22 protein-coding genes, 1 tRNA gene and 1 riboswitch are annotated in these 22,126 nt (G+C 43.2%); of the genes, 20 read left to right on the top strand and 3 right to left on the bottom strand.

The features are described from left to right. The first annotated feature begins 36 nt into the window (after positions 1 to 36). Positions 37 to 1,011 (top strand): aspartyl/asparaginyl beta-hydroxylase domain-containing protein, encoded by a 975-nt coding sequence (locus JKP82_RS00870; RefSeq protein ID WP_159529498.1) that lies wholly within the window; start codon positions 37 to 39, stop codon positions 1,009 to 1,011. A gap of 2 nt (positions 1,012 to 1,013) precedes the next feature. Then, a complete protein-coding gene (locus JKP82_RS00865) occupies positions 1,014 to 2,816 on the top strand; it encodes a tetratricopeptide repeat protein (RefSeq protein WP_218395481.1) in 1,803 nt (600 codons plus the stop codon). A gap of 101 nt (positions 2,817 to 2,917) precedes the next feature. Here JKP82_RS00865 and JKP82_RS00860 read toward each other — a convergent pair whose 3' ends face one another. Continuing rightward, positions 2,918 to 3,478: a 2OG-Fe(II) oxygenase gene (locus tag JKP82_RS00860; RefSeq protein ID WP_159529502.1), complete on the bottom strand. Its 561-nt coding sequence runs from the start codon at positions 3,476 to 3,478 to the stop codon at positions 2,918 to 2,920. Positions 3,479 to 4,138: 660 nt separating this feature from the next. On the opposite strand from JKP82_RS00860, the gene JKP82_RS00855 reads away from it, so the two are divergent. From JKP82_RS00855 to JKP82_RS00830, 6 genes are read left to right on the top strand one after another with little or no spacing between them, the layout of a single operon-like run. Further along, the gene (locus tag JKP82_RS00855; RefSeq protein WP_159529504.1) at positions 4,139 to 4,900 is read left to right on the top strand and encodes a DUF3450 domain-containing protein; all 762 of its coding nucleotides are present in this window, start codon (positions 4,139 to 4,141) and stop codon (positions 4,898 to 4,900) included. A gap of 6 nt (positions 4,901 to 4,906) precedes the next feature. After that, entirely contained in the window at positions 4,907 to 6,265 is a 1,359-nt protein-coding gene (locus JKP82_RS00850) for a MotA/TolQ/ExbB proton channel family protein (RefSeq protein ID WP_159529506.1), read from the top strand. A gap of 1 nt (position 6,266) precedes the next feature. Then, positions 6,267 to 6,791 carry a MotA/TolQ/ExbB proton channel family protein gene (locus tag JKP82_RS00845; RefSeq protein ID WP_057793197.1) on the top strand — a complete coding sequence of 175 codons (525 nt, stop codon included), beginning with the start codon at positions 6,267 to 6,269 and terminating at the stop codon, positions 6,789 to 6,791. 11 nt (positions 6,792 to 6,802) lie between these two features. After that, on the top strand, positions 6,803 to 7,201 hold the full coding sequence (locus tag JKP82_RS00840; protein ID WP_013785032.1) for an ExbD/TolR family protein: 399 nt from the start codon (positions 6,803 to 6,805) through the stop codon (positions 7,199 to 7,201). 1 nt (position 7,202) lies between these two features. Further along, a complete protein-coding gene (locus JKP82_RS00835; RefSeq protein ID WP_013785031.1) occupies positions 7,203 to 7,814 on the top strand; it encodes an energy transducer TonB in 612 nt (203 codons plus the stop codon). A gap of 2 nt (positions 7,815 to 7,816) precedes the next feature. Further along, positions 7,817 to 9,082 (top strand): tetratricopeptide repeat protein, encoded by a 1,266-nt coding sequence (locus tag JKP82_RS00830; protein WP_218395479.1) that lies wholly within the window; start codon positions 7,817 to 7,819, stop codon positions 9,080 to 9,082. Positions 9,083 to 9,158: 76 nt separating this feature from the next. Here JKP82_RS00830 and JKP82_RS00825 read toward each other — a convergent pair whose 3' ends face one another. Beyond that, positions 9,159 to 11,429, bottom strand: coding sequence for a GNAT family N-acetyltransferase (locus JKP82_RS00825; RefSeq protein WP_218395477.1), 2,271 nt, complete (start codon positions 11,427 to 11,429; stop codon positions 9,159 to 9,161). 68 nt (positions 11,430 to 11,497) lie between these two features. Here JKP82_RS00825 and JKP82_RS00820 point away from each other — a divergent pair, with 68 nt between their 5' ends. The 10 genes from JKP82_RS00820 to JKP82_RS00775 all read left to right on the top strand — a co-directional run bounded on the left by JKP82_RS00820 (position 11,498) and on the right by JKP82_RS00775 (position 19,038). Further along, positions 11,498 to 11,926 (top strand): acyl-CoA thioesterase, encoded by a 429-nt coding sequence (locus JKP82_RS00820; RefSeq protein WP_159529510.1) that lies wholly within the window; start codon positions 11,498 to 11,500, stop codon positions 11,924 to 11,926. 112 nt (positions 11,927 to 12,038) lie between these two features. Then, positions 12,039 to 12,148, top strand: a riboswitch (TPP riboswitch). A 54-nt stretch (positions 12,149 to 12,202) separates the two neighbouring features. Further along, complete coding sequence (locus JKP82_RS00815) at positions 12,203 to 14,302, top strand: TonB-dependent receptor (protein WP_218395475.1); 2,100 nt, start codon at positions 12,203 to 12,205, stop codon at positions 14,300 to 14,302. Positions 14,303 to 14,311: 9 nt separating this feature from the next. After that, positions 14,312 to 14,590 carry a hypothetical protein gene (locus JKP82_RS00810; RefSeq protein WP_159529514.1) on the top strand — a complete coding sequence of 93 codons (279 nt, stop codon included), beginning with the start codon at positions 14,312 to 14,314 and terminating at the stop codon, positions 14,588 to 14,590. Next, a complete protein-coding gene (pnuC, locus tag JKP82_RS00805) occupies positions 14,587 to 15,231 on the top strand; it encodes a nicotinamide riboside transporter PnuC (RefSeq protein ID WP_159529516.1) in 645 nt (214 codons plus the stop codon). The genes JKP82_RS00810 and pnuC overlap by 4 nt, the downstream gene beginning before the upstream one ends. Continuing rightward, on the top strand, positions 15,188 to 15,979 hold the full coding sequence (locus JKP82_RS00800; protein ID WP_159529518.1) for a phosphotransferase: 792 nt from the start codon (positions 15,188 to 15,190) through the stop codon (positions 15,977 to 15,979). Before pnuC ends, JKP82_RS00800 begins: the two co-directional genes overlap by 44 nt. Before the next feature lie 115 nt (positions 15,980 to 16,094). Then, a tRNA-Trp gene (locus tag JKP82_RS00795) sits at positions 16,095 to 16,171 on the top strand. 145 nt (positions 16,172 to 16,316) lie between these two features. Further along, positions 16,317 to 17,021, top strand: a complete 705-nt coding sequence (locus tag JKP82_RS00790; protein ID WP_218395473.1) for a hypothetical protein — start codon at positions 16,317 to 16,319, stop codon at positions 17,019 to 17,021. A gap of 23 nt (positions 17,022 to 17,044) precedes the next feature. After that, entirely contained in the window at positions 17,045 to 17,494 is a 450-nt protein-coding gene (rimI, locus tag JKP82_RS00785; RefSeq protein ID WP_159529522.1) for a ribosomal protein S18-alanine N-acetyltransferase, read from the top strand. A 136-nt stretch (positions 17,495 to 17,630) separates the two neighbouring features. Continuing rightward, positions 17,631 to 17,930, top strand: a complete 300-nt coding sequence (locus JKP82_RS00780; protein ID WP_218395471.1) for a 2OG-Fe(II) oxygenase — start codon at positions 17,631 to 17,633, stop codon at positions 17,928 to 17,930. Between the two features lie 172 nt (positions 17,931 to 18,102). After that, on the top strand, positions 18,103 to 19,038 hold the full coding sequence (locus JKP82_RS00775; protein ID WP_159529526.1) for a DMT family transporter: 936 nt from the start codon (positions 18,103 to 18,105) through the stop codon (positions 19,036 to 19,038). Between the two features lie 62 nt (positions 19,039 to 19,100). Here JKP82_RS00775 and JKP82_RS00770 read toward each other — a convergent pair whose 3' ends face one another. Further along, on the bottom strand, positions 19,101 to 19,988 hold the full coding sequence (locus JKP82_RS00770) for a LysR family transcriptional regulator (protein WP_218395469.1): 888 nt from the start codon (positions 19,986 to 19,988) through the stop codon (positions 19,101 to 19,103). Between the two features lie 109 nt (positions 19,989 to 20,097). Between JKP82_RS00770 and JKP82_RS00765 the strand changes: the two genes are divergently transcribed. Both JKP82_RS00765 and prfC read left to right on the top strand, forming a co-directional pair. Next, a complete protein-coding gene (locus JKP82_RS00765) occupies positions 20,098 to 20,274 on the top strand; it encodes a hypothetical protein (protein WP_218395467.1) in 177 nt (58 codons plus the stop codon). Positions 20,275 to 20,534: 260 nt separating this feature from the next. Continuing rightward, positions 20,535 to 22,124, top strand: coding sequence for a peptide chain release factor 3 (prfC, locus tag JKP82_RS00760; protein ID WP_159529530.1), 1,590 nt, complete (start codon positions 20,535 to 20,537; stop codon positions 22,122 to 22,124). The last annotated feature ends 2 nt before the right edge of the window (positions 22,125 to 22,126 follow it).

Here is a 22,126-nt window from a genome sequence, read left to right as displayed (position 1 = left end):
GAAATTTAACTCAGCTCCATTTACCTCGGGTTTTCAATGACACCTTTATATATATCGACGCTCAATGACATTGAGAAAATGTTATCGAAAGGAGATTTTGACCAAGCGCTTTCCTTATATGTTACGTTAAATAGTCAAAATTCAGATTATCTTGATTCTAAGTCAGGAGAAATGACAAGGTCACGTTTTTCTCACATAAAGAATGCAGCTAACTTAGCACGTCGGGACGGTTACACACGACTTCAATTCATGGAGTCGGTATCACTAAGGTTAAAGAAGTCGCTTGCGCTTTTTTTTGGTGTCGAATTTCATCCTTTCCAAAATGAACTTCAAAAACCAAGTTTCTTTTACATTCCAGATTTACCAAGCAAGCCCTTTTATAATGCAAATGAAATTGATGGGTTAATTGCTTGGATAGATAATATTCAAAGCCACAAAAATGAGCTTCTGAACGTTGGGAAACGAGCAAACGTTAAATATGTAGGCGAGTTTGATAATGTACCAACGACGGAGACGTGGGATAAGCTACGCGATGAATGGTTATCTACCCATTTACTAAAAGAAGGAAAGAACTGTTCAGCGTTTGAAAGTTTATCTTTAGCGTTACGTAGTGAACTTGAAAATGCACCCTTAGCTTTCTGCCCTCCGCATGCCCCAGAGGTTTTTCTCTCGGTACTTAAACCCGACGCCTACATACCCCCACATTACGGTATTTCAAATTGTAAGCTGACTGTCCATATTCCTTTGCAAGTAACTGAGGATGCGAGCTTAACTGTCGGGGAAGAAACTTTTAATTGGAGTAATGCCAATAAACAACTAGTTTTTGACGATAGCTTTATACATTCGGCATCCAATTTGTCTGACCAAGAGCGTGCAGTATTAATACTTGATGTTTGGAATCCAGCGTTGTCTATGGATGAGAGAGAAGCGATAACCCAGTTTATGTCCATTTTATCAAAATGGAATGAAGGGGCGGGCAAGCTAATGAATTTAGATCGTGGCTTAAGGTAGTTATGGCTATTGATAAAATGGGAGTGTTACGGCAAGTAGTCAATGCTTTTCAACAAGGAAGGTACGACTATGTCATTCAATTTATAGAAGCTAACCTTAGCATTTTAAAACTTGATCCTGTAGCTGTTCAGGTATATTCAAGTGCTCTCAGGAAGGCGCGAGATGGGGCACGAGCGGAATCAGTAATTATAAAAGGGCTAAAAACATTCAAAGGGAGCCCTCAACTTCTTAACAGCTTGGGTACAACACAACTGGAATTAGGTAAGGCAACGCTTGCGGTGCAATCGTTAAAAAAAGCCTTGTCCGCAAATCCTATTGATATTGAAGTTAAATATAACCTTGCCCGAGCATATAAAGAAGTTGGTTTGTTTAATGAGGCTCAAGCCATTTTTGTAGACGTTATTCGCAAAAAACCGACTTATATCCAAGCAAACATTCATCTTGCTGATGTATATGTTAATTTAGGCGCGGTAGAAAAAGCGCAATCGTGCTTAATGTCTGTATTAGAAAAAGACCCCACAAACATCGTTGCATTGAACAACTTGGGTAATGTGTTACGACGTGCCAATGACTTTCAAGCATCAGTACAGTGCTTCGAAACCGCCATAAAGCTACAGCCGACGAACAGCACCTTGCGACGAAATTTAGCCGCAACCTTAGTGTTATTAAATCGCCGAGATGAAGCAAAGCAAGCCTTTATCAAAGCTGTTTCGTTAAACCCACTTGACTGGACCGCACAAGAAGAACTCGCTTCTTTTTTATGGGAAGAAGGTGTCAACTCCCCTTTTGAGTATATCGAGCCCCATATCAATCATGAAGGTACCGCTACGTCATTTGTTCTAGCTTACATAAAGCTTTTAGTTCGCGCTGACCAATTTAAAAAAGCGCTAGATGTACTTAACAGATTAGAACCGTTACTAGGTTCTAATCTTGAATTTTATATATATAAAGCGCGAGTGCATCGAGAGTTAGGTGACTATCACGCATCCCTAAATTATGTTGAAAAAGGCGAAAAGCTAAAAGTCAAAAACAGCATAGGGCTTGAGAGCGAGGCTGGATATACCTTACTAAGTTTAGGGCGGGCAAAAGAGGCCTACACCAAATTTGCTAAATTAGTGAAACAAGAGCCGCTTAATCAGGGGTGGTGGACAATGCTTTCTACGTGCTATTACCTGCAAAACGAAGAAAGTAAGTACCATTGGTTGTGTAATTACCAACAATTACTGGCCGTGGTGCCAGTTCTCCCGAATAAAGAGAGTAGACAGAGCTTAAATAATGCATTGCGTGATGTGCTTGAGGCTTTGCACCAAAATGAACGTCATCCTATTGGTCAATCGTTGAGAAATGGTACCCAGACGTATGAAAATCTCTTTGAAGGTAACAATGAGGTAATAAATACACTTTCAAGACTCATTCTAGAAAGAGCAGGGGAATTCATAGCGTTACAAAGTAATGATAGGAAACATCCTTTTTTATCTCGTTTAAGTAAAGACTTAATATATAAGGGCTCGTGGTCAGTAAAGTTACGTTCCGAGGGTTATCACCGTTCGCACTATCATCCTGAAGGCTGGCTAAGCGGCGTGTATTATGTAGATGTTCCCGATGCTGTAGACAAGCATGGGGAAGGGTGGCTAACTTTCGGTAGAGCTGATATAGCAAACCAAAATTTCGAAGGCGACTTCGCAGTAAAGCCACGGTCGGGTAATCTTATCTTGTTCCCTTCTTACATGTGGCATGGAACCAATGCATTTACGAGCAGTACCGCTAGACTTACGGTCGCATTTGATATCATCCCAAGCCATTAACTTGGGATGTTTAATTAATCAAAGTAATGCCTATACCACTTTTGGTAAGTGCCTTTAACGTTCAGATGCTTATTTTCACAGTGGATGAAGAACAACGATGATTAGCTCGTCAATTCAAGCTTAAACGCTAATGTATATCTAGGAGTATAGCAAATACGGTTAGGCGGCCTGCCTACGTGTTTAATGGCGCCATGGAAAATACTGACTCGACCAGGTTTCGGGGTACAAGCAAATAAGCAATCATCATGTTCGTTGAAAAACATTGTTTCACCGCCCCATTCTATATCCCACGTTGGCGAAATATAGACCAACACAGTTAGTTCGTCGGCACCAGGCATACAATCAGTATGAGTAAAAAGCATATCACCAAACGAGGCGTGATTTACGTAGCCTCTATATGCCTTATAGGTTTTACCAGTAAGCGCTTGAACTGCACTAATTGCCCGATTATAAACAGGTAAGCTTTGTATTTGTTCGCCAGATAGATTCACTGCCCAATGACGAAACTCTTTTGTGTCTGGTCTTGCAATTTCATTGCGTTTAAAAGCACTGACTTCAAGACCGTTAAATATCCCTTGCGCTTCTTGCGAAGAGCATAAGCCGTCGAAAACCCAAAGTGGTTTATTGTCAATTGATACGGAATGTGTAGCTTCATACGTCATGGATTAATCCCGATAATTCATTTTTTTGTTAAGTTTATCCTATAGCGTTTAGCAATTATACCTAACACCTACAAGAGACAAAAATCCAATGAGGAAAATGAATGCCGACATTATAAATGTGGCATAGCGTTAATATTTAGTGAATTGCTGCACCAAAATGGAACCTTTCATTTGACGGGATGCTGCATACGCTTCCGTTTGATGGTATGACCACCAAATCATGGCCATGAGAAGCTAACAAAAAGTGATTACTTTGAATCTAACATGACGAAGTTGAAGCTTATATTGGACCCTGCATGAAATTGCGGCGTTTTACCCCCAGATTTTGGTATAACGCCAAGTAAAAACACGGTTTATTTTTACACATTAACAAAAAAATAAACTCGAATTTGCCAGTTATTTGTACGTTGGAATGAATTCTGCAGGGGAATTCGAACGTATATTAAACAGATGATGAAAAATCTACTTGGTGTAAACAGGGTGTTACTTGACTCAGTGCTGTAATCCGTGTGAGTATAATACGTTCGTAGTGCTGGAAGCTAAGGTCCGTGCTACATTCCTAAAACATAATTGTGAAAGTTTTATACGCCCCTTGCCCGAACTGTTTTCCTTTATCGGCGAGGATTCAAATAAGAAATTTGGTTGGGAACTATGTCCAAAATGAGCAAGAGAACTCTTATTGCTTCTACTGTTATCGGTGCCTTCGCACTAACAGGTAGCGCAGTCTCTGCAGATACGCTTGAAGACCTTCATAAAGAAGAAGCGAAAATCCACGCGGCTGCAGCGAAATCTCAGGAAAAAATCAACACGTTGTTTGAACAGTCTCAGGAACTACTGGTTGAATACCGTCAAACAGTAGATGAGACAGAAAACCTCAAAATATACAACGACTACATTGCGAGTCTTGTAGCGGATCAGCAACGTGGAATTGACTCTTTGCAACGTCAGATTGACAGCATCGAGCAAACTAAGCAGGGCATCGTTCCTCTTATGTTCCGCATGATCGATAGTCTTGAGAAATTCATCAAACTTGACCGTCCTATTCACTTAGACGAGCGTCTAGAGCGCGTTCAGCGTCTACGTGATGTTATGTCTAACTCTAACGTTACTGTTTCAGAGCAGTTCCGCCAAGTAATCGAAGCTTACCTGGTTGAAGTTGAGTATGGCACTAAGATTGATTCTTACCAAGGTACGATTGATAGCAACGGCACCGAAGTGACTGTTGACTTCTTTAACCTAGGTCGTACTGCACTAGTCGCATTATCACTTGACCAAGAACATGCTTGGGCTTGGAATAATGAGAGCCGCGCATGGGAGCAACTTGGCGACGAGTATCTGTCATCAGTTGTTGACGCAGTTAAAATGGCTAATAACGTCATTCCTGCGGATCTGATCAAACTACCAATTAGTGCAGCGGAGTAATTGTTAATGAAACCAGTATTCAAATCTCTTTTAACCGCTGCCACTCTTGCGGTTGTAGCAACCGGAGCTCAGGCTCAGGAAGCAAAGAGCCTTAAAGAACTTCTAGACCAAGTTCAGGATAACCGTGTTTCTGAAACACGTATCAACAAACAGCGTGAAGCAGAATTCCAATCTGCTCGTGCAGACAAGCAAGCGCTTCTTCGCAAAGCAGAATCTGAATTGAAAGCTGAACAAGGTCGTGGTGACCGTCTTCAACAACAATTCTCTGATAACGAAGTAACGCTTAACGAAAAAGCTGCTGAGCTAGACCAAGCAACTGGTACGCTTGGTGAGATGTTCGGTGTGGTTCGTCAAGCCTCTTCTGAAGCTTACGGCCGTGTTGCTACATCAATCGTAAGTGCTCAGTTCTCAGGCCGTGGTGAATTCCTAGCGCAAATGTCAGAAGACTCTAAAGGTCTTCCAAACATTCAAGAACTAGAAGACCTATGGTTTGCTCTACAAAAAGAAATGACTGAAGGTGGCGAAACAGTTCGTTTCACTACTGAAGTTGTTAACCTTGACGGCGGTTCTTCACAGCAAGAAGTTGTTCGTATCGGTACTTTCAACCTTGTAGGCGAAGATGGCTACCTAACTTATGATGCTGAAAACGAAATCGTTCAGCCTCTAGGTCGTCAACCAGATGGTCGTTTCGTATCTTCAGCTGACGATTTAATCGCTGCTACTTCAGGTATGGTTCCTTTTTATACTGACCCATCTCAAGGTGCAATCCTTGGTCTGTTGAAGCAAAAAGCAACAATGTCTGAGCGTTATCATGCAGGTGGTGTAGTTGGTTACACAATCACCGTAATGCTAGCGATTGGTCTACTTATCGGTCTTTACAAGCTAATTACGCTTACAGTAGTTGCTGGTAAAATGCGTTCACAGCTTAAAAACCCAGGTAACCCTTCAGATGGCAACCCACTAGGTCGCATCTTGAAAGTTTATCAAGAGAACAAAGCTGCTGATGCTGAAAACTTAGAGCTTAAACTTGATGAAGCTATCTTACGTGAACTTCCACGTATCGAAAGCGGCATTAACGTAATCAAGATCTTTGCTGCAATCGCTCCATTACTAGGTCTACTTGGTACGGTACTAGGTATGATCGCAACGTTCCAAACAATCACATTGTTCGGTACAGGCGACCCTCGTATGATGGCTGGCAGTATCTCTATGGCGCTTGTAACTACGGCTCAAGGTATTATCGCGGCATTGCCACTGATTCTTACTCACAGCATCGTAGCTTCACGTAGCAAATCAATCATCCACATTCTTGATGAGCAAACTGCGGGTATCGTAGCTGCTCACTCAGAGTCGGAGAAAGCGTAATATGAATTACCTGATTGGATTAATAGAATCGGTCAGGGATTTTATCGCTACCGGTGGTGACGTACTTTATTTCGTTGCTGCCGCGCTCTTTCTCATGTGGGTTTTAATGATTGAGCGTTATTGGTATTTAACCTCGGTCTTCCCAACGGTGAAGAAAAACATCATCAAAAATTGGGATGCCCGAGCAGATACCACATCTTGGTATGCGCATAGAATCCGTGACGCGTGGATTTCTCAGGCGTCAGATGATCTGAACGCTAGAATGCTGATTATTCGCACCATTATTGCAATGTGTCCGTTAATCGGGCTACTGGGAACAGTAACCGGTATGATCGGTGTTTTCGAGACGATGGCGACACAAGGCACCAGCAATGCACGTTTAATGGCAGCTGGTATCTCCATGGCAACAGTCCCGACTATGGCGGGAATGGTAGCCGCGCTTTCTGGACTGTTCATCAGTTCTCGTCTTGAAGCGAAAGTGAAGCTGGCACGCGAAGGGTTAGTTGATAGCCTGCCACATCATTAGAGAGAGATATTATGGCTCGAAAAGTCAGAATCGAGGAAGAAGACGCACAGATTGACATGACACCCATGTTGGATATCGTGTTTATCATGCTGATCTTCTTTATCGTTACCACTGTTTTCGTTAAAGAAGCAGGGATTGAAGTTAATAAGCCCGACGCGAGCCAGGCGGTTCTTCACAAGAACGCAAACATTTTCATAGCAGTAACAGAAGATGGAAGCGTTTGGTTAGATAAACGTGAAGTAGCGCCGGACAGCGTTAGAGCGAATATTGAACGACTGCTTACCGAGCAGCCAACTGACTATGTAATCATTCAGGCTGATGTTAAAGCCAAGCATGGTTTGGTAGTAGAAATTATGGACCAGGTTAAAGCTGCAGGCGTTAATCGTGTTTCGGTAGCGGCAAGGGGTTAAGATGTTACGTATAATTGTATCTATATTCTTAGGTGCTGGTGTTGCATTTGCCCTGTTCGTACTTATGGCTAAGTTGATTGAAAACTCAGCCAGACCGGCGGACGAAGTACCTGAAGCACCGGTAATCGATATTGTGATGCAGGAACCAGACGATCAGACGCAAACGCGTCAACGTGTTCCGCCTCCACCTCCACCACCGCCTCAACAGCCTCCTAAAATGGAGCTTGTTGAGCCAGAAGCAGCTGAACCGGATGCAGATGGCTTTAGCCTAGCAATCCCAGCTATTGATACTGGTGGTGTTGGTGTAAACATTGGTGGTGTTGGCGCGATGCAACGTGATGGCGATGCTACTCCAATCGTTCGTATCGATCCGAAATATCCACCTGATGCAGCCCGTGATGGCCGTGAAGGTTGGGTAAGATTGTCTTTCACTATCAATGAAATTGGTGGTGTAGACGACATCGAAGTAATTGAAGCTGAACCTAAGCGTGTATTCGACCGTGAGGCACGACGTGCTTTACGTAAGTGGAAATACAAGCCTAAGATTGTTGATGGCAAAGCTGTTAAGCAGACTGGCATGTTCGTACAGCTAGACTTTAAACTGGAGCAATGATCATGATGAAAAATAAATTCAAAATGTCTGCATTTGCTTTAGTGCTTGGTGCCGGAGCAGTGTTTACTGCACCAGCGGCGCTAGCACAGTCTTCTCCTGTTATGTGTCCTGGTTACGAAAAGCCAAAAACAACTTTAGTAGGCGAGCGTACAGGTAAAAAAGTTCAAAAAGCATTTGAATTTTACAACGAAGATCAAGTTGATGAAGCGTTAAACATTCTATATGAAATTGACCCTTCTGAAGACTTTGATGCGGCGTATGTAAATCGCTTTATTGGTAACTTATTAGCTGCACAAGAAGGTAAAGGCTCTAAAGCACTTGGTTATTTGAACCAGTCTGTAGAACCTAAAGTATTGAATGATCTTGAGCATTCTCAAACACTTAAGTTGTTAGGTGATTTGAATATGCAAGAGAACAAATATACTGATGCGATTAAATGGTATAACGCGTGGATGGACTTTACGTGTAAAGAAGATGCAGACGTTTATACCCGTTTAGCGCAAGCTTATTATGAAGCAGGCCAATTGGATAAGATGATTGAGCCAGCTGACAGAGCAATTGCTTTGTATGATAAGCCAAATAAAAACCCTTATGTGTTAAAGCTAACGTCATATTACGAACGTAAGATGTTTCCTCAAACAGTGGCAGTTGCAGAAGAACTTGTTCGCAACTTCCCTGAGGAGCCGCGTTGGTGGACTCAGCTTGGTTTCTTCTACCTTTCAGTAGAAGACTTCGAGAAAGGTCTATCTACATTCGAAATGGCTTACATTCAAGGTTACCTTAAGAAAGTAAACGAGATTAAAACGTTATCTCAGTTGTTCCAAACCAACGGCATGCCTTTTAAAGCTGCTCAAATTTTGGAAAAGCACGTTAAATCTGGTCTACTTGAAGATGATGCCGATATGCTAGCGAGTATTGCTAACGCATATCACCAGGCTAAAAACTATGACAAAGCAGCTTCGCTTTACGCTAAGGCTGCCGCGAAAAGTTCAGATCCTGAGCATTACAGAAAGCAAGGTACTTTGTTGTTAGTTGCTGAAGATTACAAAGGCGCGATTAAAGCATTAAACAATGCATTAGAGCGCGGCGTTGAAAATCCTGGCAAAGTTCACTTCACCCTAATGGAAGCGAACTTCTACGCAGGCGACTTCAGAGAAGCTTATAAGCACATTCAAGAAGCGAAAAAAGATCGCTCACTACGTCGTAATGCGGCGGCTTGGGAGCCTTACATTAAAGAGAAGGCTAAGAACCGCGGTATTAACATTTAGTAGTTATATCGATAAATAGAAAGGCCTCCGTTTGGAGGCCTTTTTTTTGCTTAATTTACTTAAACTAATTAATGCTTCACGTTTTTACACACGACAACATATAGCGTACTTTTTTTCTTAGCGACTCGGTTAAAGCCTTACGACCGCTTACGTTTAACAGCTGAATAAGCTGATTAGTGGGAAGTGGGGATGTGCTAAGTAATGAAAGAAGTTGAGGTGTAACTTCTTCAGTTTCATTCTTAGACTTTTCAACAATGCTAATATATTTAGTAGATAAAGATAGTTCAGCGGCCAGCGCGTTTATCGCTAAACTAACTTGGTTTAATGGCCTTGTAGCATTCGCAAAGTGCTGTAGCTTTTTCATTAGCGTCTTTCTGACGATAGCCGGTAAGTCACTTAAAAGAACATTTTCGTTTTTTTGGCTATGGGTAAACAAACAAGACAGCACTTCTTGTTGCGGCCCATAGCGTTCAGATATGACTTTTACCACCAATGCACTAGTCTCTCCACTTGCTTTGTTGGGTTTTTCACCCATATCCACAAGTTTGAACCCGCATCGCTGCCAAAAGTGATTAAGCTTGTCAGAAGTGCCATAGGAGCTTGTTAGGGCATCGATGTCTCGCGAAAGAGCTTGCGACTCAATAAAGCCTACAAGGCCTGTACCTATACCTTGGCCTTGAAGATGAGGAGTTACTGCTATGCGGTTTATTCGCCAATATTGATAAGCTGCAGTCTCCGGATTTGCCGTGAGTAGTGTAAGCCTTTGCGCACCTAAATGTCCTTTGGGTCGTCGGGAACCATCTGCAATTCCCTCCTTAACATCAATTAAGTGCTCGCCACCCTCACAATTTATTATTGCAGCTGCTAATAATCTTGTGGCGTCCCAGTGGGTGAACAATATGATATCTGGGCTGTCACAAATCCGCATAAAGTCATCAGGTGTGGTTTGATAGTGTGCAATGGCTAACAGCTGCATAACACTGTGTAATTCCTGTTCCGATAATGCAGACATCACACCTATTCTATAATTTGTACTAAATGTTTCTGACGTAATTTTGAGGGTAGTATCAAATGTTTTAGATCCTTCAAATAAGCAAATGTTATGAATCAGACTCTCTAGTTTATCGTTCTCTGTCCAGCGCAGCGGCGTGCTTAATGAAAGGTGTAAAGCGCCTACAGACGTAAAAGCAGGCATCATACGTTGTATAAAACCTTGTCCACTTCCTTCATATCCCTGTAAGGTTGTACTGATCACCCAGTTATCATGAGCGCCAAGTAGCAACTTAAGAACAGGTAACGGAAAGGATGCAGCCTCATCAATAATAAGTAAGTTACATTCGTTATTGATCAGCACGGGATTATCGGGTGCAAGCCACTGTACGCTTCTGTTCTCCTCAACAACGAATTTATTAGTAACACATGTTTCAGCAGTAATTGTTTGAGCGTCTTGACCATTAGTGCCATCAGCATCGTTGTTGGTAGGTTTCAATACTTCGTCTTCTACTCGTAAGTTTTGGGAAGTAGAACCTTTGCGAATATGTTCAAAAAGGGTGTTCGTGTTTTCACGAATGGCGCTCGTGATGAGCACTTTATCGCCCTTATCCAGCCTTGCTGCAACAAACATCCCTAGAAGCGCCGACTTACCTCTGCCCCTAGGCGCAGTGATGACTGCTTTACGGACCTTTTGCGACCACCTGTTTGTCAAGCTGTTAAATGCAACCTGTTGTTCCAATGAGTTAAACTGTGACCTACGGGGAGTCTCATCGAACTGCAGCGGTGTTGTTTTTAAGTCTTCTTTATCTATCGGATTGATAGAGGTCAATTGGGCTATCGGGTCTAGCGGGTTTAACGAATCAAAGGTATCACTTGCCACCAAATCAGGGATATGGCAGTTGTTACTATCCCATATAGCTACGTCTGCATTGTTTTTTATTATTGCTACAAGCCTATTTATATAAAGGCTTTGGGATGCTTTAAACCCGTGAGATAGATGAGTAGGACTGGCGTGTAAATGCCAAGAGGCTAACGCAGGACAGCACAAAATAAGACAGCCACCCCAACGAATGGTACCTGCAATGGCCATCAGGTTTCCCGGGCTAAACCCTTGATGTGAATGTACTACCCCGATATCACACTCATTACCTAACAAATGCTTACGTAGGGGGGAGTTCTCTGCGCCTATTTCTTTAACGATAAGTGAGGCGGGAATATCGCTTAAAAGAGACGTTAAACGCTGATTAACCCACTCATAATCGCCAGAAAGCAAAAGCAGACGGCGATACACTTTTTGTCGTGATTGCAAATAAATAGGGTTAAACAACCATTGAGTTAATTCCGGTGGCGCCATAGGTGTGTTTTTTCGGTATAATTAAGACTTTCTCTGCTTATAGTAACCACTTATCTAAAGGAATTCGAATGCGCTTTCTTTCTCGGCGTCTAGTGATGCCAAACGATCTAAATTATGCCAACTCTTTATTTGGCGGCCGCGCGCTTGAGTGGATTGATGAAGAGGCTGCCATTTGGGCAATTTGCCAATTAGAAACTAATTGTTTGGTGACCAAACATATTGGAGAAATTAGTTTTGAATCTCCTGCAATGCAAGGTGACATTGTTGAATTTGGTCTTGAGACTAAAGCGGTTGGTAGAACGTCGATTACCGTAAGCTGTTTAGTGCGTAACAAAGCCACCAAGAAAACCATTTGTTTTGCCGATGACATCGTCTTCGTAAAAGTTGACCCAGATTCCCGCCAACCTGCAGCGCATGGTAAAACCCTTGAAGCGTTGGTGTCACAAACTAACGAAGAAGTACGAAAGCTTAATCTAGAATTAAAAGAACAAAAATAAGCCATATAACAAAAATACGATGTTTACTGGTACGCTAAGTTAACCGTTTAATATCTTGACGGTTTTGGCGTAACTGGTAGACTCCTCGCTGTATTCGGTATTCTAACTGAATGCATATACCAAGGGGTGTCTGTACCGCGGACTGAGATTCACATCAACACTGTGAGAACCCTTACACCTGATCCGGATAATGCCGGCGTAGGGATGGTTGACCACATAGTCGTATCACCTGCCGTACACCCGGATCTTTTTTCTTAGAAAAGAATAAGAGATCCCATGCAAAAACCAATATTTTGTCTTTCTTTAATTGCTGCATCGCTTTGTGCTAATGCGCAAACCAATGAACAAGAAACACAACTTGAAGACGTTGAACGTATTGTCGTTAGCGGAGACTTTCGTGAAACCGTATTAGACCAACTCAGTGCCAGTGCGACCATTTTGGGCGCTCAGCGCTTAAGCAGTCGCCAGCCTAGCCATATTGATAGTGTGCTAAACAGTGTGCCGAACGTGAATTTTGCCGCAGGCGCTTCTCGTGGGCGCTTTGTGCAAATACGCGGTATCGGTGAACGTAGTCAATTTGTAGAGCCTATTAACCCTTCTGTTAGTTTCATCGTTGACGAATTTGATTTCTCTGGTCTAGCGGCAGCGGCGCTTATTTTTGATACACAGCAGCTAGAAGTGTACCGAGGCCCTCAGGCCACCTTATTTGGTTCCGGCGCGTTAGCAGGCGCGGTAAAGCTTTCTAGTACGCCTGTAGGTTCAGAAGGCGCTGACTATGTTGAATTAAGAGCTGGTAACAAAGATAGTTATCGGGTGGAAGTGGCTACAGGTGATGACATCAACCAGGACTGGGGATATCGCGTTGCACTAATGCATAACCGTAGTGATGGTTTTATAGAAAATACCGTGGTTAACAGTAACGGCAGCGAGCAAAAGCGTGATGATACCAATAATCTCGATGAAACCGCCGCGCGCATCAGTATTGCTGGAAATATTGACGAAAGAAGTACCTTGGCGCTGACATATCGTTGGTATGACATCGACAATGGGTATGATGCGTTTTCATTAGATAATAATAATCAGACCTTATCTGATGAGCCAGGTTTTGACACCCATCAAACTCATGCGGTAAGTGCGAAATCTACTACCTCGACTAATGGCGGTGATTTCATTCTCATCGCCACTCATGCATCACACAATATTGGTTATGGATATGACGAAGATTGGACTTATGAAGGTTTTCACCCTTTCGGGTATACCTCATTCGACGCTTATTTCCGTGATGTAGACACACAAACTGCAGAAGTACGCTTTGTATCATCAGACAGTGCCGCGTTATTTGATGGCGCGACCGCTTGGACGCTTGGCGCGTTTTACAAAACCAGCGAAGAAGATTTGTTACGTGAGTACACCTATGCATCAGGTGATTTTACCAGTGTGTATGAACCCACTACCAAAGCGGTATATTTTCAGACTGAATCTACGCTCACCACTAGCCTAACGCTAGTGGCAGGGTTACGTGTAGAAAACTATGGTTTTGACTACTCAGATAACAATGGCCTTGAAAGTAGTCATGATACTACGATGACAGGCGGGAAAGTGGCATTGCAGTATACCGCCGAGAACCACTTTTACTATGCCAGTATTTCTCGCGGCTACAAAGGGGCAGGGTACAACCCTGACGAACGCGTATCAGATGAGCAGCGATTCTTTGATGAAGAATACAACTGGAATTACGAGCTTGGTGTTAAGGGGCCTTTGTTAATGCCTGAACTTACCATGCGAGCCGCCCTTTTCTATATGGATAGGGACGATACGCAAGTGAGTAATTTTGATGTTCAAATTCGAGAAGACGGCACACCTGATTTTATCGACATTATAGATAATGCCGATATAGGCACTAATAAAGGTGCTGAACTAGAGTTAAGTTGGCTGGTAGATGAAAACTGGACCATGAACATGAGTGTAGGCTACCTAGATGCAACCTTTGAAGATTATACGCTGACCGATGGCACTGTGATTGAAAAACAGTGCCAAGCACAAGCGCCGAAATACACAGCTAACTTATTTAGTGAGTTATCCATCACTGATAATGTGCTTTGGCGTATTGATATCGATTTTAAAGATAGCTACCGCTTTTCTGATGGGCATGACGTAGAAGCACCTTCGACAACGTTAGTGAACAGTGAAATTGTATGGTTTTCTAATAATTGGCAAACCAGCGTGTGGGTTAAAAATGCCTTCGACAATGAATATTACACCAGAGGTTTTGGTGGATTCAGTAACGACCCTCGTGATGAGTATGCGTTTGCAGAACCATACTATCAATTAGGTAATGGCCGACAGTTCGGCGTTACCGTTAAATACGAATTCTAGGAGTACGCTATGCAAGTCATGGTTGAGCTATCGCTATACCCACTAGTGGGGGAATACATAGAACCTATCCAACAATTTATCGATCGCTTGAATAGCTACGGTAATATTGGCGTATTAACGACTTCTACCAGCACGCAGGTATCCGGTGATTACGGACATGTGATGGCTATTCTTGGTAAGGAAATGCAGCGAACTCACGAAGAGGTCGGGCAGGCAATTTTTGTGGCTAAGTTTTTAAACTACGATGCCATGCAGGCCAATAAGCAAGCCAGAAAAGCTGAAGCATGAGTGCATTTTTTACTGAGTTTTTGTCGCAGATAGCAGCTACATCAACACTGGAATGGTTGGCGGTAGTGCTTGCCATTGCCTATGTGCTGCTGGCGGCTAAGCAGAACAGCTGGTGTTGGCTTTGTGCCTTCGCCAGTACGGCTATTTATACTTGGCTGTTTTGGCAGGTGACGTTGCCGTTCCAGTCCATGCTGAATTTTTTCTATATGATAATGGCGGGCTATGGTTATTATCAGTGGTCAAAAGGGGGGGACGAGGGGACAGAGAAGCCGGTACGTTCATGGCCGCTATGGATACATCTTACGATAGTCCCTGTGCTGTTGTGCTGTGCGTGGGGATTATCTCAATTAGTGACTTCCCAATTTAATAGTGATCATTTACTGCTAGATGCGAGTATCCATTTGTTGAGTGTAATTACCACTTTTATGGTGGCACACAAAGTTCTACAAAATTGGATTTACTGGTTTTTTATTAATTTGGCCTCCGCTTTTCTATACTTTCAAGTGGGGATGGCATTATCAGCATGCTTGTTCCTTGGGTACGTAGGATTTTCTATTTTTGGGTATCTACAATGGCTAGCACAGTGGAATAAGCAAGATGAAACCGGAAACTATCATTCCGCTTTTGAAAGAAGCACTTAATTTATCTGATTCAGCCACAGTGGAACGTCACCCCGCAGGCTTGGTAAATCAGGTGTACCATCTCAAAGACCATGATCGTGGGTTTGCCGTTAAATGGGTGGGAGAAGATGCATTTAGTGGCATCGACAGATTCCATCAATTTGTTTTGCAACAGCAACTTGCAGAGCGAGGCATTGCGCCAAAGCCTATTTGGTTAAGCGACGATGAATTAATTTGGGTAGAACAATGGGAAGAGGAAGCCGATCCTCATCCCAGTATTCGTTCTCCCGAAGCGTTAGCATCAGTACTTGCCCGTGTCCACGGGCTGCCTATTACTGCTAGACCACTCAATTTATTTTCTCGTTGGTTACACTATATGCATACCGCTGGGTTAAAAGCGGGAGATGTACTTTTCGAACGCGCTATTCAACTTCGTGCAAGTTTAGTGGAAAGTGAAGGCAATACAGATGACTATGTACTGTGTCACAACGACTTACTTGCTCATCACGTGGTTCGCGATTCCACTCCTTTTATTGTTGATTGGGAATACTCAGCCATGGGTAATCGCTATTTCGATGTAGCAGGATGTGCAAAGATTAACGCAATGAGTGAGGCGGAAATACAGGCATTAGCCATCGCCTATGCAAAAGAAGTTGGTAAAGATGAGGATGAGGTGCTAGCGCAAGTTCATCTTCACAGGGAAATTGTTAACATGACTAACGATTTATGGCTGGCAGCGCTTGAGGGTAATAAGCAAAATGCAGGGTAATACACGCTTTTTGTTTGTTTTCACAGCGCTTTGTTTGTTTAATAAGCGGTAGTGCATAAGGTAGTAGAAAAATGCTTTACCTTTTAAATGTCATCCGTATAATGCACAGCGCGCTAGGGGTGTAGTTCGAATTGGTAGAACAGCGGTCTCCAAAACCGATGGTTGGGGGTTCGAGTCCCTCCACCCCTGCCACTTTCCCTTCTCGTTTTCTAAATTCACTTTTATCATCATTTACTTTTCTTAAGCTAAGTTAAATTCAGTAAGTTAATCATTCTGTATCTGCCATTTTTATTCTCGTTACTATACAATGTTAAGTAATTAAACGAGGTTGGATTTTATGTCGCTTTCTACTTTTCAGCGTGCTGTGCTGCAAGAAATGGGGATCCCTGTATGGGTGAACCAGTCATCGCTGCAAGATGAAAACTCGAGCTCAGTTGCGGCTAATGTTGCTAGTAAGCGCTCTGCCAATGCTTCTTTTGCAACGGCTAATAGCCATTCACCAGCTATGCCTTCTAATGAAGAAAAGCAAAGTCGGTTGGCACAACTTCGTGCGCAGGTATCATCAGACTCGTCCAAAGCCTCTGGCCAAACTAAAGCAGCTGGCCAGAACGCCAGCGGTTCGCGAGCAGAACCGTCAGCGCAATCACTGTCGTCAGTGCAATCACAGCCATCAGCGGCACCGCAATCTGTAACAAACACCGCAAGCAAGAATGTATTAAAATCAGAGTCTATTAATTCATCGAGCCAATCATCCAGCTTTTCATCCAATTCTGCTTCAAGTGGAACAGCTGCTATGGTTGAATTAACCCAAGTACAGCGATTACAGGGTAAACAGTGGCTACAAGACTTAGATGTTGCGCTAGCGTATCTCCAGCTATCATTAACCAGTACTCAGGTAAAGATAGGGCAAGCTGTAACAGTAACTTACGATGGCATCGTTTTGCCTTCAGCGCCTCACTTGCTAACGGCGGCAATACAAAAGCAGCTGTGGAAAATGCTTTGTGCTTTATCCAACAATGCAAGTTCGCCTGAAGCGCTTTAAATTCCCTAACTCGGTTGTCTATTTTGCATATCCAATTAATTTCAGATACAAGTAGTGCGGGCGCATTAGCGCAAGCCTACGGTATTCACGAAGCGTCCCAATTTAAACCTTGGTCTTTTGAGACTTTCGTTGATTGCACCACTACCCCTTATTTTGGTGTCCTTGCCATAAAGGACGACCAAGTAGTAGGCTATGCATTGGTGCTTGAAGTTCTAGATGAAGCAACCTTAATGGATATTGCAGTAAACAAATGTTGTCGCCAAGAAGGGATAGGGCGGGCGTTAGTGGAGTACGTTAAACAGCACGCTCAGCATAACGGAATGACATCAATGTGGTTAGAAGTTCGAGCCAGTAATGTGGGGGCAATTAACCTTTACGAAAATACTGGCTTTGAACATATCGAAGTAAGAAAAGGCTATTACCAAACGGCTACGAGTAAAGAAGACGCCAAAATAATGAAGGCTTCCTTTTAAACAGAACACGCTAAACAGAACACACAATCGCACAAGTTATACCTTCTCGATCTACCTGTACACTTACGTTCCATATCTGTTTTTTGAGACAATACCACCCAATATTTACTTTGTTAAAACTAACTAAAGAGGATAAATGCCAAAGGTTATCAATCGGGAGATTGTGCGATTTAAAAGGTTTGCAATTAATCTGGTGACCTACCCTGAAGGGCACCGAGTAATGAGACACAACGACCCTGTTAGCGAAGGAAAGTACTATAAGTTTAATGTGGTATTGAAGCAGCCAAAAGTAGGTGGGGTGTTTTGTGCCGACAAGGTTATTTTTAACTTATTTAATCGGGTATATTTCTTTAGGCCTGATCTGTATAGCCATAGTGTTACGCCCATTCAACAAGGCCATCGCACACTATTGTCTGTGGCAATATTATTACCTTAACCTAATCTTTAGTTACCTAGGCTCTCATGCGCGACAAGGCCCCTAATTATGTCGTTAAGGTCTATATCCGGTTTTGCGTAATTCACGTATATTGCGCGGCTCAGTGAAATTTCACTTACCGTTTTTATTTTAGTGAAATAGCACACGCTTTTTCATCTTATAGGTATCAAATATGTCTTCTGCGTTGCCTCCTTCGTCAGTTCAAGCAAAAGGCATTAAAATGCTAACTGTTTCGGTGTTGTGTTTAGGCTTAAGTTGGCCTGCAATGAAGCTAGGTTTAGATTCTGTAAGTGCATATTGGATGGTAGCACTTAGGCTATTATTTGCGTTGCCTGTTATTGCTTTGTTCGTGTTTATCACCAAAAAACGATTACCTATTTTTTCACGCCCCGACCGCGCTGTCATCTTTACGGTAGCGATGGTACAGTTTATTGGCTCTATGGGGTTAATTACGGTGTGCTTACAGTATATTCCCGCCGGTACCGCGAGTATTTTGATTTACACCACGCCACTGTGGATGCTGGTGATTGATACGGTGTGGTATCGACAGCGACCAGCAGCAAAACGTTTTGTACTGACGAGTGTCTCTACAATTGGCGTAGGTTTAATTCTGTTCGCGTCGGGCCAGCCTGGAGCTTGGTTACCTTTGTTTGGCATGCTATTGGCTTCAGGCTTGTGGGCAGTGTCTATAAGGCGAGTATCATTTCACAAATGGCATGGCAGTGTTATCGATGCGGTGTTTTGGCAATTCGCGTTGGCCGGTGTGGTAATGCTAGCGATTGCGTGTGCCATTGAGGGTGTCCCCAACTTTGCTGAATACGGCATGCGAGGTTGGTTGGCGCTATCTTATATTGGGCCAATTGCCACCGGTTTAGGTTTTGGTCTTATGGTGTCTGCTGGGCCAAAGCTTCCGCCTGAGCGTATAGTGCTTATCAGCACACTTACGCCTATCATTGGTTACGTAAGCTCGGTGCTTTTACTGGGTGAAATCTTGCTGCCAATGGTGATTGTTGGCGCCACCGTTATGCTTTGTGCGCTGACCCTCAATGCGTTACCAAAGTCGGCATTAAAAAAATTGATATCAAAGGTGCCCGGGCAAACTAAATAAATAGGTAAACAGGGCGAACAAATAAGCTGGTGTTCTGTTATACCTGTACTAAAACGAAGTCGCTATAGCGTGAGGCGTGGTTGTATAAAATCTAAGAAAGCCGAGATGCGTGAAGATACTGCACTGTTTCGGTAGTACACCGCTTGTACAGGTTCTCGGTTGTTTGGTGTAAGTAAGTGCTTGCCTAATACGCTGACAAGTTTTCCGTTATTTAAATCGCCTGCCACCATAAAGTGTGACAGTAGGGCAATACCTTGGCCTGCCAAGCATAGTTGCCTAATGGTTTCCCCACTAGATGCCTTTAAATCGAAGTTAAGTTTAACCTCTTCTGATAAAGGCCATCGGTTCAAGCTTGCGCTACTGGAAAACCCAATGAGTCGATGTTTGCTCAATGAAGACAGTGCAACATCAACGTTCGAGCTAGCGAGGTATTCTGGACTTGCCACTATATGAAGCGCGCTTCGCCCCAAGTTTTTTGCATGTAGGTTAGAATCGCTAAGGTCACCGATTCGAATGGCAATATCGGTTTTGTGTTCAAGCAAATCAATAATATTGTCGTGACTGGTGATATCGAGTTTTATTTGTGGATACGCTTCCCGAAATTCGCCTATCAACGGAGTTATCTGATGCAGCACGAAGGGGCTTGCAGCATCTATTCTTAATAATCCAGAAGGTTTTTGGTTTAGCAAACGTAGCGCTTCTTCGCCTCTTTCTAACAAATTCAAACTATCACGGGCGTACTGTAAATAGACTAACCCTTCTTCGGTTAGCTCTAATCGGCGGGTGGTACGATTGAGTAGGGTGACATTAAGCACACCTTCTAAACGCCCCATAGCGCGAGACACTTTAGCCACTTGCTGGCCGAGCAATTCAGATGCGCGAGAAAAGCTGCCAGTATCTACAACGGCAACAAAGGCTTCGATATCTTCGGTTTTGGCATTAACACTCATTTATTAATCCTAACTTTATCAAAAGTGACAAAAATAATTCTTCATTATTGCTATTTTTCTAGGCGAAAACAATCTGTATCCGGCATATCGCATTTGGCATATGTTCAATATGGAAAATAGCGGCGCAAGTTGTTTGGTACAGGTTGCACCGCCTGATGTTAATATCGCTTACGCCAGTGCGCTTATCCCCGTTTTATCACTGCTTTTAAGAGTAGGCTCATCAGCACATCCATCACCGCTTTCATCACCACTTAAATGCAGAATTTATCTATCTGGCAGTATTTGACTGTGAGTTAGTAGAAAAACGTCCGCAGAGCGTGTTTTTAGCTGCCACAAATGTATAATAAGCGGCATTTTTATACTCCCTCAATGCTTTCCACTTTTTGGGGGCCAATTAAGGCTTCAAAGAGGAAGGCGTGATGCTTGGTGTCCCTTCGTTATCTTGTAGGTAAAAGCAAGTAGCGACAGTAAGACGGTCACTAAGCAAAGCGAGTAAATACTCAAGACTGAAGTACCACTACGGGTACGAAACGGGACCGATTTTTCATGGCAAATGCCGATTTTCTTAACGAAATCAATAAGCGAAGAACATTCGCTATTATCTCGCATCCAGATGCGGGTAAAACCACAATTACTGAAAAAGTACTGTTGTTCGGAAACGCACTGCAAACTGCAGGTACGGTAAAAGGTAAAAAGTCTGGCCAACATGCTAAATCAGATTGGATGGAGATGGAAAAAGAGCGTGGTATATCTGTAACTACCTCTGTAATGCAATTTCCTTACAACGATCATCTGGTTAACTTACTTGATACGCCCGGACACGAAGATTTCTCGGAAGATACCTACCGTACGCTTACCGCAGTAGATTCTTGCTTAATGGTTATCGATGCCGCGAAAGGGGTAGAGGATAGAACCCGTAAGTTGATGGAAGTCACTCGTTTACGTGACACACCTATCCTAACCTTTATGAACAAGCTCGACCGCGATATTCGCGATCCACTAGAAGTGATGGATGAGGTTGAGAGCGAACTCGATATTCTTTGCGCACCTATTACCTGGCCAATCGGTTGCGGTAAAAGCTTTAAAGGGGTTTATCACCTTTATCGTGATGAAACCATTTTGTATCAAAGTGGCCATGGGCACACTATTCAAGACGTTCGTATCTTAAAAGGGCTAGATAACCCTGAACTTGAAGATGCCATTGGCAGCGACCTAGCTGAAACCTTACGTGACGAGCTAGAGCTTGTGCGCGGTGCATCAAATGACTTTGATAAAGAGCTCTTTTTAGACGGCCAGCTTACGCCAGTATTTTTCGGTACCGCATTGGGTAACTTTGGTGTCGATCATATGCTTGATGGCATGGTTGAATGGGCACCTGCGCCCCAAGGCCGTGAGACCGACGAAAGCCCAGTTGAATCGACAGATACCAAGTTCAGTGGTTTTGTATTCAAAATACAGGCGAACATGGATCCTAAGCACCGCGATCGTATCGCGTTTTGCCGTATTGTGTCTGGCAAGTACGAGAAGGGCATGAAAATGCGCCACTCACGACTTGGTAAAGACGTGCGTATTTCTGATGCATTAACCTTTTTAGCCGGCGATAGAGCCTTGCTTGAAGAGGCGTATGCGGGAGATATTATTGGCCTGCATAACCACGGTACCATTCGAATTGGCGATACCTTCACCTCAGGCGATAACTATCGCTTCAGTGGTATTCCTAACTTCGCACCAGAATTATTTAAGCGCATTCGATTGCGAGATCCGCTAAAACAGAAGCAATTGCTAAAAGGCCTTATCCAGCTTTCTGAAGAAGGTGCGGTTCAGGTATTTAGGCCGCTTGCCAATAATGACCTAATTGTAGGTGCGGTAGGTGTGCTTCAGTTTGATGTCGTCGTGGCCCGCTTGAAGGCAGAATACAATGTTGATGCGTTGTACGAGCACATTAACGTAAACACAGCCCGATGGGTGTACTGTAAAGACGAGAAAAAGCTGGATGAGTTCCGCCGCAAGGGTGAGCAAAACCTTGCACTAGATGGTGGCGATAATCTTACGTATATCGCACCTACTAGAGTGAACTTACAGCTGTCTCAAGAACGTTATCCAGACATCGAATTTAAAAACACGCGCGAAAATTAAGA

It is taken from the genome of Alteromonas lipotrueae (assembly GCF_019249215.1).
Taxonomy (GTDB): domain Bacteria; phylum Pseudomonadota; class Gammaproteobacteria; order Enterobacterales; family Alteromonadaceae; genus Alteromonas; species Alteromonas lipotrueae.
The sequence above is the reverse complement of the archived record's forward strand: the minus strand, read 5'-3'. Positions and strand labels throughout refer to the sequence as shown.